The sequence below is a fragment of the Pseudomonas sp. NFACC51 genome (assembly GCF_900103575.1).
Lineage (GTDB): Bacteria > Pseudomonadota > Gammaproteobacteria > Pseudomonadales > Pseudomonadaceae > Aquipseudomonas > Aquipseudomonas fluorescens_Q.
The window spans coordinates 260216-274334 of the sequence record NZ_FMXH01000004.1 but is presented as its reverse complement, the minus strand read 5'-3'; the positions used below and the strand labels follow the sequence as shown (position 1 = coordinate 274334).

The 14119-nt window shown below is 60.0% G+C and carries 13 protein-coding genes and 1 pseudogene; 11 read left to right on the top strand and 3 right to left on the bottom strand.

The features are described from left to right. Nucleotides 1–116: 116 nt before the first annotated feature. Nucleotides 117–404, bottom strand: a complete 288-nt coding sequence (locus BLT00_RS10650) for a hypothetical protein (protein WP_092145152.1) — start codon at nt 402–404, stop codon at nt 117–119. Nucleotides 405–807: 403 nt separating this feature from the next. Here BLT00_RS10650 and argF point away from each other — a divergent pair, with 403 nt between their 5' ends. Both argF and BLT00_RS10640 read left to right on the top strand, forming a co-directional pair. Continuing rightward, on the top strand, nt 808–1728 hold the full coding sequence (gene argF, locus BLT00_RS10645) for an ornithine carbamoyltransferase (RefSeq protein ID WP_092145150.1): 921 nt from the start codon (nt 808–810) through the stop codon (nt 1726–1728). Next, nucleotides 1725–2834, top strand: coding sequence for an ABC transporter ATP-binding protein (locus BLT00_RS10640; protein ID WP_092145148.1), 1110 nt, complete (start codon nt 1725–1727; stop codon nt 2832–2834). The genes argF and BLT00_RS10640 overlap by 4 nt, the downstream gene beginning before the upstream one ends. A 178-nt stretch (nt 2835–3012) precedes the next feature. On the opposite strand, the gene BLT00_RS10635 is transcribed toward BLT00_RS10640, so the two are convergent. Next, on the bottom strand, nt 3013–3795 hold the full coding sequence (locus tag BLT00_RS10635) for a PhzF family phenazine biosynthesis protein (protein ID WP_063324644.1): 783 nt from the start codon (nt 3793–3795) through the stop codon (nt 3013–3015). A 175-nt stretch (nt 3796–3970) separates the two neighbouring features. Further along, entirely contained in the window at nt 3971–4441 is a 471-nt protein-coding gene (gene ybaK / locus BLT00_RS10630) for a Cys-tRNA(Pro) deacylase (protein ID WP_063324643.1), read from the bottom strand. 323 nt (nt 4442–4764) lie between these two features. On the opposite strand from ybaK, the gene BLT00_RS10625 reads away from it, so the two are divergent. The 9 genes and pseudogenes from BLT00_RS10625 (at nt 4765) to BLT00_RS10585 (ending at nt 13991) form a co-directional block, all read left to right on the top strand. Continuing rightward, a complete protein-coding gene (locus BLT00_RS10625; protein WP_092145146.1) occupies nt 4765–5616 on the top strand; it encodes an MIP/aquaporin family protein in 852 nt (283 codons plus the stop codon). 93 nt (nt 5617–5709) lie between these two features. Continuing rightward, nucleotides 5710–7215, top strand: a complete 1506-nt coding sequence (gene glpK / locus BLT00_RS10620; RefSeq protein WP_063324641.1) for a glycerol kinase GlpK — start codon at nt 5710–5712, stop codon at nt 7213–7215. Between the two features lie 85 nt (nt 7216–7300). Beyond that, nucleotides 7301–8056 carry a DeoR/GlpR family transcriptional regulator gene (locus BLT00_RS10615; protein WP_003204973.1) on the top strand — a complete coding sequence of 252 codons (756 nt, stop codon included), beginning with the start codon at nt 7301–7303 and terminating at the stop codon, nt 8054–8056. A gap of 236 nt (nt 8057–8292) precedes the next feature. Then, a pseudogene (locus tag BLT00_RS32125) lies at nt 8293–8430 on the top strand (transcriptional regulator); the annotation flags it as partial. A gap of 320 nt (nt 8431–8750) precedes the next feature. After that, on the top strand, nt 8751–10289 hold the full coding sequence (glpD, locus tag BLT00_RS10605; RefSeq protein ID WP_092145144.1) for a glycerol-3-phosphate dehydrogenase: 1539 nt from the start codon (nt 8751–8753) through the stop codon (nt 10287–10289). A gap of 448 nt (nt 10290–10737) precedes the next feature. After that, on the top strand, nt 10738–11652 hold the full coding sequence (locus BLT00_RS10600) for a glutamate/aspartate ABC transporter substrate-binding protein (protein ID WP_063324639.1): 915 nt from the start codon (nt 10738–10740) through the stop codon (nt 11650–11652). A 190-nt stretch (nt 11653–11842) separates the two neighbouring features. Further along, nucleotides 11843–12589 (top strand): amino acid ABC transporter permease, encoded by a 747-nt coding sequence (locus tag BLT00_RS10595; RefSeq protein WP_063324638.1) that lies wholly within the window; start codon nt 11843–11845, stop codon nt 12587–12589. Then, nucleotides 12589–13260 carry an amino acid ABC transporter permease gene (locus BLT00_RS10590; RefSeq protein WP_063324637.1) on the top strand — a complete coding sequence of 224 codons (672 nt, stop codon included), beginning with the start codon at nt 12589–12591 and terminating at the stop codon, nt 13258–13260. The genes BLT00_RS10595 and BLT00_RS10590 overlap by 1 nt, the downstream gene beginning before the upstream one ends. Then, a complete protein-coding gene (locus tag BLT00_RS10585) occupies nt 13257–13991 on the top strand; it encodes an amino acid ABC transporter ATP-binding protein (protein ID WP_003204983.1) in 735 nt (244 codons plus the stop codon). Before BLT00_RS10590 ends, BLT00_RS10585 begins: the two co-directional genes overlap by 4 nt. Nucleotides 13992–14119 lie beyond the last annotated feature (128 nt).

Genomic DNA, 14119 nt, shown 5'->3' with positions numbered 1-14119 from the left:
TATTCGTGGCGGGCGCTTTCGGCCGCGGGAACAAAACTATGGCGCGTGATTCCCGGCAGCGCCAGCGACGTTCGTCCTGTGAATTGCCGGGCATCAGGCCCACCGATGAGCGCGCGTCAAGACTGATCGGAAGGCGGTGCCAGCATCTGGATTTCTTCGACGGTTTCCACCTGCTCCTGGGCAATGGGCACCCCCGTGAGCTCGCCAATCAGCCGCCAATGCTCGTCGAGGCCGCTGCTGATAGTGGCCATGCGGTCGATCATTCGACGGCCCGCTGCCTTGGTCACCTCGTCATCGCTGCGCAGCAATTCGAATGACATGGAAGTCACCGAAGCCGTCAGGTGCGTCAGCGAGCGTGCAGTCAGCCCCAGCAATTCCATCAATTGTTGCTCTTTCGAATCCATTTCGGGCTCCTGTGTCGCTGAGGTTCATTTATAACCCAGGCCTTTGCATTAGGAAATGTTTCACAGCCACCCGCAGACAGGCGAAAGGCTGGGATGCCACGGCGCAAAACGACGTTCATCCATGGCACGCCCGCCGCGCTCGATTGCCAATCCAAGCAACGCCAGTGTACAAATGGGTCGCTGCTGTCAGGAAACCGGCCACAAATACGCCATCGCCTTCGCACGATGGCCTCGCTGAAATCCCCAAAAACCGTAGCCCTATTGGTAAGACGCGACATTTAATTATAAGATCGCGCCTTCCCCTATTTCGTCGCCCCGTGCGGCTTTTGCCGCAGGTCTCGCCCGTTTTTTGAATAAACAAGGCTTTGAGCATCTGCGGTCAGTTACAAAAAGGTAGTCAATCATGAGCGCAAGGCACTTTCTCTCCCTGATGGATTTCACGCCCGATGAGTTGCTCGGCGTGATCCGTCGAGGCGTGGAGCTCAAGGACCTGCGTAACCGCGGCGTACTGTTCGAGCCCTTGAAAAACCGCGTGCTGGGGATGATCTTCGAGAAGTCATCGACCCGCACCCGCATCTCTTTCGAAGCCGGCATGATCCAGCTGGGCGGCCAGGCGATCTTCCTGTCGCCGCGCGACACTCAACTGGGCCGTGGCGAACCCATCAGCGATTGCGCCATCGTCATGTCGAGCATGCTGGACGCGGTGATGATCCGTACCTTTGCCCACAGCACCCTGACCGAGTTCGCAGCCCATTCCCGCGTACCCGTCATCAACGGCCTGTCCGATGACCTGCACCCCTGCCAGTTGCTGGCCGACATGCAGACCTTCCTCGAGCATCGCGGCTCGATCCAGGGCAAGACCGTAGCCTGGATCGGCGACGGCAACAACATGTGCAACAGCTATATAGAAGCGGCGCTGCAATTCGACTTCCAACTGCGCATTGCCTGCCCTGAAGGTTATGACCCCAATGCCGAACTGCTCGCCAAGGCCGGCGACCGGGTGACCATCGTGCGTGATCCGAAACAGGCCGTGGCCGGCGCGCACCTGGTGAGCACCGACGTCTGGACCTCCATGGGCCAGGAAGAAGAAACCGCCAAGCGCCTCGAGCTGTTCGCGCCGCTGCAGGTCAACCGGGCCTTGCTCGACCTGGCGGATGCCGACGTGCTGTTCATGCACTGCCTGCCGGCCCACCGTGGCGAGGAGATCAGCTTCGATTTGCTGGACGATCCGCGCTCGGTGGCCTGGGACCAGGCAGAAAATCGACTTCACGCGCAAAAGGCACTGCTCGAGTTCCTTGTCGAGCCGGCGTATCACCACGCATGAGCCATTCGCTGCTGCTGAATTTGCACGACCTGGCCTGCGGTTACCAAAACCAGCGGGTCGTGCAGAACCTCAACCTGCACCTCAATGCCGGCGATATCGGTTGCCTGCTCGGTTCGTCCGGGTGCGGCAAGACCACCACGTTGCGTGCCATAGCCGGCTTCGAACCCGTGCACGAGGGTGAAATCCAACTGGCCGGGGAAACCATTTCCCGCGCCGGTTTCACCCTCGCCCCGGAAAAACGCCGTATCGGCATGGTGTTCCAAGACTATGCCCTGTTCCCCCACCTGAGCGTGGCCGAGAACATCGCCTTTGGCATTCGCAAGCATCCGGACAAGGATCGCGTCGTCGAAGAGTTGCTGGAACTGGTCAACCTGATGCATCTGGGCAAGCGCTTTCCCCATGAGTTGTCCGGCGGCCAGCAGCAACGCGTGGCCCTGGCCCGCGCGCTGGCACCAGAACCACAACTGCTGTTGCTCGATGAGCCGTTCTCCAACCTCGATGGCGAGTTGCGACGCAAGCTCAGCCATGAAGTGCGGGATATCCTCAAGGCCCGCGGCACCAGCGCGATCCTGGTCACACACGATCAGGAAGAAGCCTTCGCCGTGAGTGATCATGTTGGGGTATTCAAGGAAGGTCGACTGGAACAGTGGGACACGCCCTACAATCTGTACCACGAACCGCTGACGCCATTCGTCGCCAGTTTCATTGGCCAGGGCTACTTCATTCGCGGCCAGCTGGACAGCCCTGAATCGGTGCAAACCGAGTTGGGCACCCTGCGCGGTAACCGAGCCTACACCTGGCCCATCGGCGGCGCGGTGGACGTGCTGCTGCGCCCGGACGATATCGTCTACGCACCGGACAGCCCGCTCACCGCCAGCATAGTCGGCAAGACGTTCCTGGGCGCCTCGACCTTGTATCGCCTGCAACTGCCGACGGGCGCGCAACTGGAGTCGATCTTCCCAAGCCACGCCGACCATCAGGTCGGTGACCGGGTCGGCATCCGGGTAGCGGCAGAACACCTGGTGCTGTTCCAGGCCTCGGGCAGCACGGCGGCGCATATACCGCCGGTGGAAAGCGGCGTGCGGCGCTATAGCACCGCCAGCTAACGCCGGATACCCGCTTTTGTGTGGCGAGGGAGCTTGCTCCCGCTGGGCTGCGCAGCAGCCCTAAAACCTGACAACGCGGTGGATCAGGTAGATGTAGGCCGAGGTGACTGTTTTGAGGGCTGCTTCGCAGCCCAGCGGGAGCAAGCTCCCTCGCCACAGAAGTGCACAGACCGTGGTGTCAACCCAGCATCAACGTCCCACTGGCCACCAACGTCGCATTCCCACCGATCTTCACCCGCTCACCTTCCAACCGACAGAACAACGCCCCACCCCGGGCCGAGCATTGATAAGCCGTCAGCCCGTGTTTACCCAAGCGTTTGGACCAGTAGGGAATCAGGCTGCAGTGGGTCGAGCCGGTGACCGGGTCTTCGTTGATGCCAATCGCCGGGGCAAAATAGCGCGAAACAAAATCATGCTTGCTCCCCGGCGCGGTCACGATAGCGCCCGGCCAAGGCAGTTTAGCCAGGGCCGCCATGTCCGGCTTGCAATCAAGCACCGCTTGCTCCGACTCCAGCACCACGAACAGTTCGTTGGAGCTCAGCACGTCCACCGCTTCGACACCCAAGGCACTCTGGACTGCCAGGGATGCCCCCAGCTCGGCGGGCACGATGGCCGGAAAATCCAGCCACAGCCGATCACCTTCGCGCGTGACGCTCAACGCCCCGGACTTGCAGATGAAATCCAGCCGCCCTACGGGTTCGTGGTAGACCTCGAACAGTACATAAGCGCTGGCCAACGTGGCGTGCCCGCACAGCGGGACTTCGGTGGTGGGCGTGAACCAGCGGATATGCCAATGCTGGCCTTCACGCACCAGAAACGCGGTTTCAGCCAGGTTATGTTCGGCGGCGATCTTCTGCATCAAGTCATCAGCAAGCCAGCCGTCGAGGCGATAGACCATCGCCGGGTTACCGCCAAACGGCCGGTCACTGAACGCATCGACCTGATGAAACGCAAGCTGCATGGCACTTCTCCTTTTTTTTGATGCGCCAGCATGCGGCGCAGCGGCACAGCTTATCCAGTGACAGATCAGTAGAATTTTCACCCTACAGCGGGGGATGGAAGCTCTGACTCCAAGCTTAGCCTTTCATACCCTTGTGGCGAGGGCGCTGGCTCCCGCTCGGCTGCGCAGCCGTTATTCAAGCGCGCCCAATGTCAGCAAACGTCGCCCCGGTGTGCTCCTTCAATACCGAAGGCGCCAACTCGACTTCCAAGCCGCGTCTTCCCGCACTGACAAACATGCTGGCGAGCGGCTGTGCGGAACTGTCGATAAAGGTGCGCAGGCGCTTCTTCTGCCCCAGCGGGCTGATCCCACCCAGTAAATAACCGGTCGAACGCTGCGCAGCGGCGGGGTCGGCCATCTCGACCTTTTTCACCCCGGCGGCATGGGCCAGACCTTTCAAATCCAGGCTTCCGGCCACGGGCACCACCGCCACCAACAGTTCACCCTTTTCGCTGGCCGCCAACAACGTCTTGAACACCTGCGCCGGATCCAGGCCGAGCTTTTCCGCCGCTTCCAAACCGTAGGACGCGGCCTTGGGATCGTGTTCGTAACTGTGGATGCGATGTTCGGCGCGCACTTTCTTAAGCAGATCCAACGCGGGTGTCATGACTGCTCCTGACAAAGAAATGAAAAAAAGAGTGGCCGGATTCTAAGCCATCGCCAGCGAAAAGGCTTGGGAGGGCGTCGTGAGTGCCGGTGATCCGCCGCCAGCGCAAGAGTCATTCACGTCACGAATAGTTGAAATGTGACCGACGGTTCACTTTCGACCTTTGACACCAGCGTTTCTTGTCTATATTTTTTCGAAACTGAAAGTCATATCGCAGGTCTCAAGCAGCAACTCGAGATCAGGATGGGGATCCTGCCTCGTTGGAGATCGCGCCATCGAGCTTTATCGAAGGCGCAGCAAAACAACAAAAAACCGAGGTTTGAATGACAACTGCTTTACAACAGCCGTCCCTGCCCAGCCAATGCCTGGCTGAATTCCTAGGCACCGCCCTACTGATTTTTTTTGGCACCGGTTGCGTCGCGGCCCTCAAGGTTGCGGGTGCCAGCTTCGGATTGTGGGAAATCAGCCTCATCTGGGGTGTCGGCGTCAGCATGGCGATCTATCTGAGCGCGGGCATTTCCGGCGCCCATCTCAACCCCGCCGTCAGCATTGCCCTGTGCATTTTCACCGGTTTCGAAAAGCGCAAACTGCCTTTCTATATGCTGTCCCAAGTGGCCGGTGCTTTCTGCGGCGCATTTCTGGTCTACACGCTGTACAGCAACCTATTCTTCGATTTCGAACAGTCTCGGCACATGATTAGAGGCACCGAAGCCAGCCTCGAACTGGCCTCGGTGTTTTCCACCTACCCCCACGCCGCACTGTCCACCGGCCAAGCCTTCCTCGTGGAGGTGATCATCACAGCCATCCTGATGGGAGTGATCATGTCCCTGACCGATGACAACAATGGTTTGCCTCGCGGCCCGCTGGCGCCACTGCTGATCGGCCTGCTGATTGCGGTGATCGGCAGCTCCATGGGGCCGCTGACAGGCTTTGCGATGAACCCGGCGCGGGACTTCGGCCCTAAACTGATGACTTTCTTCACCGGCTGGGGTGAAATTTCCCTCACGGGCGGGCGTGACATCCCGTACTTCCTGGTTCCGATTTTTGCCCCGATTGTGGGTGCATGCCTGGGTGCTGCGGCTTATCGCGGCTTGATTGCCCGCCACCTGCCCAGCGCCATAACTGCTACAAAGGATGCAAAACCGGCCATTGACGGCAAGCCCAGAACATCCTGAAACAGTCGGCGCAGGCTTCTGCCATTCCAGCCTGCGCCGTGGCTTCTTCCCTTATCTAGTCTCCCTTTTATAGAAAGACCCGAGGCAATCGACATGACCGATATACAGAACAAGAACTACATCATTGCCCTCGACCAGGGTACGACCAGCTCGCGGGCAATCATCTTCGACCGTGACGCCAACGTGGTCTGCACCGCCCAGCGCGAATTCGCCCAGCATTACCCACAGGCCGGCTGGGTCGAACACGACCCTATGGAAATCTTCGCCACCCAGAGCGCGGTCATGGTCGAAGCCCTCGCCCAGGCCGGCCTGCACCATGACCAGGTGGCTGCCATCGGCATCACCAACCAGCGTGAAACCACCGTGGTCTGGGACAAGACCACCGGCCGGCCGATCTACAACGCCATCGTCTGGCAATGCCGCCGCAGTACCGAAATCTGCCAGCAGCTCAAGCGCGATGGCCACGAACAATACATCAGCCAAACCACCGGCCTGGTCACCGACCCGTACTTTTCCGGCACCAAGCTCAAGTGGATCCTGGACAACGTCGAAGGCAGCCGCGAGCGTGCGCGCAACGGTGAACTGCTGTTCGGCACCGTCGACAGCTGGCTGATCTGGAAATTCACCGGCGGCAAGGTCCACGTCACCGACTACACCAACGCCTCGCGCACCATGCTCTTCAACATTCACTCGCTGGAATGGGACGCGAAGATGCTCGACATCCTCGACATCCCCCGCGAAATGCTCCCGGAAGTGAAATCGTCCTCGGAGATCTATGGCCGCACCAAGAGCGGCATCGCCATCGGAGGCATCGCCGGCGACCAGCAGGCGGCGCTTTTCGGCCAGATGTGCGTGGAGCCGGGCCAGGCGAAAAACACCTACGGCACTGGCTGTTTCCTGCTGATGAACACCGGCAGCAAGGCCGTCAAATCCAATCACGGCATGCTCACCACCATCGCCTGCGGCCCACGCGGCGAAGTCGCCTACGCCCTGGAAGGTGCAGTCTTCAATGGCGGCTCCACGGTCCAGTGGCTGCGCGACGAACTGAAAATCATCAACGATGCGCTGGATACCGAATACTTTGCCAACAAGGTCAAGGACAGCAACGGCGTGTACCTGGTGCCCGCCTTCACCGGCCTGGGCGCGCCGTATTGGGACCCCTATGCCCGTGGCGCGCTGTTTGGCCTGACCCGCGGCGTACGCGTCGACCACATCATTCGTGCAGCACTGGAGTCGATTGCCTACCAGACCCGCGACGTACTCGACGCCATGCAGCAGGATTCGGGTGAACGCCTCAAGGCCCTGCGCGTCGACGGTGGCGCGGTGGCGAACAACTTCCTGATGCAGTTCCAGGCCGACATCCTGGGCACCCAGGTCGAGCGCCCGAAAATGCGTGAAACCACCGCCCTGGGTGCTGCGTATTTAGCCGGCCTGGCATGCGGCTTCTGGGGCAGCCTGGAAGAACTGCGCGGCAAAGCGGTGATCGAGCGCGAATTCGAACCGCAACTGGACGAACCGGCGAAGGAAAAACTCTACGCCGGCTGGCAGAAGGCGGTCAGTCGTACCCGTGACTGGGAACCCCATGAAGACGCTGAATAAAGCCTGATAAGCTTCTGAAACTGGTCGGGAGTGGATTCCTGCGGCATCATGGGCAAATTTTGTACGGCAGCCCAAAGGAAGCCCCATGAATCTGCCTCCCCGCCAGCAGCAAATCCTCGAACTGGTCCGCGAACGCGGCTATGTCAGCATCGAGGAAATGGCGCAGCTATTCGTCGTCACCCCGCAAACCATTCGCCGCGATATCAACCAACTGGCGGAGGTGAACCTGCTGCGTCGCTACCACGGCGGCGCCGCCTACGATTCAAGCGTGGAAAACACCGCCTACGCCATGCGCGCCGATCAGATGCGCGACGAGAAGCAACGCATCGCCGAAGCCATCGCCGCCCAGATCCCCGATCATGCCTCGCTGTTCATCAACATCGGCACCACCACCGAATCCATTGCCCGGGCGCTGCTCAATCACAACCATCTGAAGGTCATCACCAATAACCTGCACGTGGCTTCGATCCTCAGTGCCAAGGACGACTTCGAAGTCCTGATCGCTGGCGGCAACGTACGGCGTGACGGCGGCGTGGTGGGCCAGGCGAGCGTCGACTTCATCAACCAGTTCAAGGTCGACTTCGCCCTGGTGGGCATCAGCGGGATCGATGAAGACGGCAGCCTGCTGGACTTCGACTATCAGGAAGTACGGGTTTCCCAAGCCATCATCGCCAACGCCCGACAAGTGCTGCTGGCGGCGGACTCCAGCAAGTTCGGACGCAATGCCATGGTCCGCCTGGGCCCCATCAGCCTGATCGACTGCCTGGTGACCGACCAGCAACCGGTGCCGGCCCTGGCGCAGTTGCTGAGCCAGCACAAGATTCGCCTGGAAGTGGTCTGACTGCATCCAAGTCTCCCTGTGGCGAGGGAGCTTGCTCCCGCTGGGTGGCGCAGCCGCCCCCAATGATCTGACGCGACCTTTCAGGCACACCGCGCCAGCCGGTTTTACGACCGCTTCGCAGCCGAGCGGGAGCAAGCTCCCTCGCCACAGGGTTAACCATGCCTCCAAACAGTTATGTGTTCAGCCGAGGGGCTGGGTTACGACGAGCAGATGAACTCCAGGCGCTTGCCCCATTCCGTGAACATGGCATGAGCCAGAGCGACTTGCCAGGCGTTGGTACCCAGTCGGTGGTATCGGAGGTTTTGAGCGGTAAGCGTCAGCTCAATTTGAGGCAGATCCGCTGGCTGGCCGAGCGCTTCGGTGTAGCGCAGTGAAATACCGACCTGCTTTTGTGGCGAGGGAGCTTGCTCCCGCTCGGCGGCGCAGCCGTCGTAAAACCGGTTGACGCGGTCTGCCTGGAAGACCGCGTCAGTCCATCTTGGGGCGGCTGCGCCGCCCAGCGGGAGCAAGCTCCCTCGCCACAAACGCACTTCACCAGTAACTTTTTTGTTCGAAAATTTTCCTTTCAGCTTCCTTTGATCAGTATTTTCAATCGAAGTCAGCTGGCTGTTGCGGTCTTTATGGGCTAGTATTTTCGCAAATGAACATTTATGTTCGAATTCAAATATTGCGAAAAAGAGCCCGAGGCCAGCCGATGCCCACTTCTACCTTGCCTACGCCCCCTCTCGCCGAGATTTACGACATCGCCGTCATTGGTGGCGGGATCAACGGCGTGGGGATTGCCGCGGACGCTGCCGGTCGCGGTCTTTCGGTGTTCCTTTGCGAAAAGGACGACCTGGCCAGCCACACATCGTCGGCCAGCAGCAAGCTGATCCACGGTGGCCTGCGTTACCTCGAACATTATGAATTTCGCCTGGTGCGCGAAGCGCTGGCCGAGCGCGAAGTGCTGCTGACCAAGGCCCCGCACATCGTCAAGCAAATGCGCTTCGTATTGCCTCACCGCCCGCATCTGCGCCCGGCCTGGATGATTCGCGCCGGCCTGTTCCTCTACGATCACCTGGGCAAGCGTGAGCAGCTCGCCGGCTCCAAAAGCCTGAAGTTCGGTGCCGACAGCGCATTGAAAAGCGAGATCACCAAAGGTTTCGAATATTCCGACTGCTGGGTCGACGATGCGCGACTGGTGGTACTCAACGCCATGGCCGCCCGGGAAAAAGGCGCGCACATCCACACCCGCACGCGCTGCGTGAATGCCCGCCGCAGCAAAGGCCTGTGGCACCTGCACCTGGAACGTGCCGACGGCAGCCTGTTTTCGATCCGCGCCAAGGCACTGGTCAACGCCGCCGGCCCGTGGGTCGCCAAGTTCATTCGCGATGACCTGAAGCTGGAATCGCCCTATGGCATCCGCCTGATCCAGGGCAGCCACCTGATCGTGCCGAAACTCTACGAAGGCGAACATGCGCACATTCTGCAGAACGAAGATCAGCGCATCGTGTTCACCATTCCGTACCTTAACCAGTTCACCCTGATCGGCACGACTGACCGCGAATACACCGGTGACCCGGCCAAAGTGGCGATCACCGAGGGTGAAACCGACTACCTGTTGAAGGTGGTCAACGCCCACTTCAAGAAGCAGATCAGCCGCGACGATATCCTGCACAGCTATTCCGGTGTACGCCCGCTGTGCAACGACGAATCCGACAACCCATCGGCCGTGACCCGCGACTACACCCTGGCGCTGTCGGGTGGCGGTGAAGAAGCCCCCTTGCTGTCGGTGTTCGGCGGCAAGCTGACCACCTATCGCAAGTTGGCCGAATCGGCGATGGCGCAACTGGCCCCGTATTTCACGCAAATGCGTCCGGGCTGGACCGCCGTAGAGGCCCTCCCCGGCGGCGAAAACATGACCACCCCGCAGGCGCTGTGCTCGGCGATCCGCGACAAGTTCGACTGGCTGCCAACCGACATCGCACGCCGCTGGGCCACTACCTACGGCAGCCGCACCTGGCGCATGCTCGAAGGCGTGCACAACCTGGGCGACTTGGGTGAGCACGTCGGCGCCGGCCTCTATACGCGCGAAGTCGACTACCTGTGCAGCGACGAGTGGGCCGTCGATGCCCAGGACATCCTGTGGCGCCGCAGCAAGCTGGGCTTGTTCACCACCCCGGTCGAGCAGGAGAAACTCCAGCAGTACCTGGACAAGGTCGAGCACAACCGCCGCAAGATCGAAGCGGCCTGACGGATATCCCGCAAAACCCAGAGCCCCTGAATCCAGCGATTCAGGGGCTTTTTGCTATGTGGCATCCACCTCCGCCCACCTGTGGGAGCGAGCTTGCTCGCGATGAGGCCAGCACATTCAACCCTGTATGGGACCGACACACCGCTATCGCGAGCAAGCTCGCTCCCACAATGGATCGAGACGGGCTCAAGCCATTCGGTTTTCCGAACATGACCCGCCCGTCAGTTCGGCTAACCGGATAAAGCAGCCCGCACAAACCTGAAACAAAACATTAATTACCATATAAAACAACAAGTTAAACAGACAGCCCTAGCCTGGCACGAGTCATGCTCTACACTTCTGAAGACGAATGCCTGTACGCCAACACAACAGGAGCTGCCAGGCACTTCGAAGTACTCAGGGCCGACAAACCGGCCGAAATAAAAAAAACAATGTCGAGGAAACATCGATGCGTATCGTTCCCCATCTCCTGGGCGCAGCCATGGCTGCCGCTCTGATCAGCACCCCGGTTTTCGCAGCCGAACTGACCGGCACGCTGAAAAAGATCAAAGAGTCCGGCGTTATCACGCTTGGCCATCGCGACGCTTCCATTCCGTTTTCCTACATCGCGGACGCTTCCGGCAAACCGGTTGGCTACTCCCACGATATCCAGATGAAAGTCGTCGAAGCACTGAAAAAAGACCTGGACCTGCCCAACCTGCAGATCAAATACAACCTGGTCACCTCGCAAACCCGTATCCCACTGGTGCAGAACGGCACCGTGGACCTGGAATGCGGCTCCACCACCAACAACGTCGAGCGTCAGCAGCAGGTTGACTTCTCCGTTGGCATTTTCGAGATCGGCACCAAGCTGCTCTCCAAGAAAGATTCCAAGTACAAGGATTTCGACGACCTCAAGGGCAAGAACGTCGTGACCACCGCCGGCACCACGTCCGAGCGCATTCTCAAGGCGATGAACGCCGACAAGCAGATGGGCATGAACGTCATCTCCGCCAAGGACCATGGCGAATCCTTCCAGATGCTGGAATCGGGTCGTGCCGTCGCGTTCATGATGGACGACGCCCTGCTGGCTGGCGAAGCCGCCAAGGCCAAGAAAGCCGATGACTGGGCCGTGACCGGCACCCCACAGTCCTACGAAATCTATGGCTGCATGATGCGCAAGGGCGACGAGCCGTTCAAAAAGGCTGTCGATGACGCCATCAAGGCCACCTACGCTTCGGGCGAGATCAACAAGATCTACGAAAAATGGTTCATGCAACCTATCCCGCCAAAAGGCCTGAATCTGAACTTCCCGATGAGCGACGAACTCAAGGCACTGATCGCCAAGCCGACCGATAAAGCGGCTGACGACAAGAAATCCTGATTTCTGACTAACCTTATCCCCTGAAAGGGCCCGGCCCTTTCAGGGGATGGTCACTCCCTGCTGGCAAATCTGGAAACACTCGAACCGGTGGCTGTCGAGCCGATCGCGTGTGCCTGGCCTTCAAGTCGGGCGGGAACGGAGTTTCCCCAGGCGGGCATTTGTACATCGAACGATCTGAGGGGAGACCCTAATGAATTACAACTGGGACTGGGGCGTGTTCTTCAAGTCCACCGGCGTGGGCAGCGAGACCTATCTCGACTGGTACGTGTCCGGCTTGGGCTGGACCATCGCCATCGCCATCGTAGCCTGGATCATCGCCCTGCTGCTCGGCTCGATACTAGGCGTCATGCGTACCGTGCCGAACCGGCTCGTATCGGGTATCGCCACGTGCTACGTGGAACTTTTCCGTAATGTGCCGCTGCTGGTTCAGCTGTTCATCTGGTACTTCCTGGTGCCGGACCTGCTGCCGGCCGATATGCAGGAGTGGTACAAGCAGGACCTGAACCCGACCACCTCGGCCTACCTGAGCGTAGTCGTGTGCCTGGGCCTGTTCACCGCCGCCCGTGTTTGCGAACAGGTGCGTACCGGTATCCAGGCGCTGCCGCGCGGCCAGGAATCCGCCGCCCGTGCCATGGGCTTCAAGCTGCCGCAGATCTACTGGAACGTGCTGCTGCCCCAGGCCTACCGGATCATCATTCCGCCGCTTACCTCGGAATTCCTCAACGTCTTCAAGAACTCCTCCGTGGCCTCGCTGATCGGCCTGATGGAGTTGCTCGCGCAGACCAAGCAGACCGCCGAGTTCTCCGCCAACCTGTTCGAAGCCTTTACCCTGGCCACGCTGATCTATTTCACCCTGAACATGAGCCTGATGCTGCTCATGCGCATGGTCGAGAAGAAAGTCGCGGTGCCCGGCCTGATCTCCGTGGGGGGTAAATAATGGAATTCGACTTCACTGGCATCATCCCGGCCATTCCCGGTTTGTGGAACGGCATGGTGATGACCCTCAAGCTGATGGCCTTGGGCGTGGTCGGCGGGATCATCCTCGGCACGATCCTGGCGCTGATGCGCCTGTCCCATAACAAGCTGGTCTCCAATATCGCTGGCGCCTACGTCAACTATTTCCGCTCGATCCCGCTGCTGCTGGTGATCACCTGGTTCTACCTGGCGGTACCGTTCGTGCTGCGCTGGATCACCGGCGAAGATACGCCGATCGGGGCATTCGGTTCCTGCATCGTGGCGTTCATGATGTTCGAAGCGGCGTACTTCTGCGAAATCGTCCGGGCTGGCGTGCAGTCGATTCCCAAGGGCCAGATGGGGGCCGCCCAGGCACTGGGGATGAATTACGGCCAGACCATGCGCCTGATCATCCTGCCCCAGGCGTTTCGCAAGATGACCCCGCTGCTGTTGCAACAAAGCATCATCCTGTTTCAGGACACCTCGTTGGTCTACACGGTCGGCCTGGTGGACTTCCTCAATGCTTCGCGGGCCAGTGGCGACATCATCGGCCGCTCCAATGAGTTCCTGATCATCGCAGGTCTCGTGTACTTCACCGTCAGCTTTGCCGCCTCGCAGCTGGTCAAGCGTCTGCAAAAAAGGTTCGCCGTATGATCTCTATCAAGAACATCAACAAGTGGTATGGGGACTTCCAGGTACTGACCAATTGCAGCACCGAGGTCAGCAAAGGTGAGGTGGTGGTGGTGTGCGGGCCGTCCGGTTCCGGCAAATCCACGCTGATCAAATGCGTGAACGCCCTGGAACCGTTCCAGAAAGGCGACATCGTGGTCGATGGCACGTCCATCGCCGACCCGAAGACCAACCTGCCGAAACTGCGCTCGCGCGTGGGCATGGTGTTCCAGCATTTCGAACTGTTCCCGCACCTGACCATCACCGAAAACCTGACCATCGCGCAGATCAAGGTGCTGGGCCGCAGCAAGGAAGAGGCCACCAAGAAAGGCTTGCAACTGCTTGAGCGGGTCGGCCTCTCGGCCCACGCCCACAAGCACCCGGGCCAGCTCTCCGGCGGTCAGCAGCAGCGCGTGGCGATTGCCCGTGCCCTGGCGATGGACCCGGTGGTAATGCTGTTCGACGAGCCGACCTCGGCTCTCGACCCGGAAATGGTCAACGAAGTGCTCGACGTGATGGTGCAACTGGCCCACGAAGGCATGACCATGATGTGCGTGACCCACGAAATGGGCTTCGCCCGCAAAGTGGCGAACCGGGTGATATTCATGGACCAGGGCCAGATCATCGAAGACTGCAAGAAAGAAGAGTTCTTCGGCGACATCAGCGCCCGTTCCGAACGCGCGCAGCATTTCCTCGAGAAAATCCTGCAGCACTAAGCGCCACGTCCTTTGGAGCGGCTCCTGTGGCGAGGGAGCTTGCTCCCGCTGGGTCGCGCAGCGACCCCAAAACCGGCGAATGCGGTGTACCTGGCATACTGCATGAGCCGATTATGCGACTGCTTCGC

Coding starts and splice junctions, on each gene's coding strand:
- BLT00_RS10595 (WP_063324638.1), top strand. CDS start 11,843: ATGAATTACAACTGGGACTGGGGCGTGTTCTTCAAGTCCACCGGCGTG.
- BLT00_RS10590 (WP_063324637.1), top strand. CDS start 12,589: ATGGAATTCGACTTCACTGGCATCATCCCGGCCATTCCCGGTTTGTGG.
- glpK (WP_063324641.1), top strand. CDS start 5,710: ATGACCGATATACAGAACAAGAACTACATCATTGCCCTCGACCAGGGT.
- BLT00_RS10640 (WP_092145148.1), top strand. CDS start 1,725: ATGAGCCATTCGCTGCTGCTGAATTTGCACGACCTGGCCTGCGGTTAC.
- BLT00_RS10615 (WP_003204973.1), top strand. CDS start 7,301: ATGAATCTGCCTCCCCGCCAGCAGCAAATCCTCGAACTGGTCCGCGAA.
- BLT00_RS10585 (WP_003204983.1), top strand. CDS start 13,257: ATGATCTCTATCAAGAACATCAACAAGTGGTATGGGGACTTCCAGGTA.
- BLT00_RS10635 (WP_063324644.1), bottom strand. CDS start 3,795: ATGCAGCTTGCGTTTCATCAGGTCGATGCGTTCAGTGACCGGCCGTTT.
- BLT00_RS10625 (WP_092145146.1), top strand. CDS start 4,765: ATGACAACTGCTTTACAACAGCCGTCCCTGCCCAGCCAATGCCTGGCT.
- ybaK (WP_063324643.1), bottom strand. CDS start 4,441: ATGACACCCGCGTTGGATCTGCTTAAGAAAGTGCGCGCCGAACATCGC.
- BLT00_RS10600 (WP_063324639.1), top strand. CDS start 10,738: ATGCGTATCGTTCCCCATCTCCTGGGCGCAGCCATGGCTGCCGCTCTG.
- glpD (WP_092145144.1), top strand. CDS start 8,751: ATGCCCACTTCTACCTTGCCTACGCCCCCTCTCGCCGAGATTTACGAC.
- BLT00_RS10650 (WP_092145152.1), bottom strand. CDS start 404: ATGGATTCGAAAGAGCAACAATTGATGGAATTGCTGGGGCTGACTGCA.
- argF (WP_092145150.1), top strand. CDS start 808: ATGAGCGCAAGGCACTTTCTCTCCCTGATGGATTTCACGCCCGATGAG.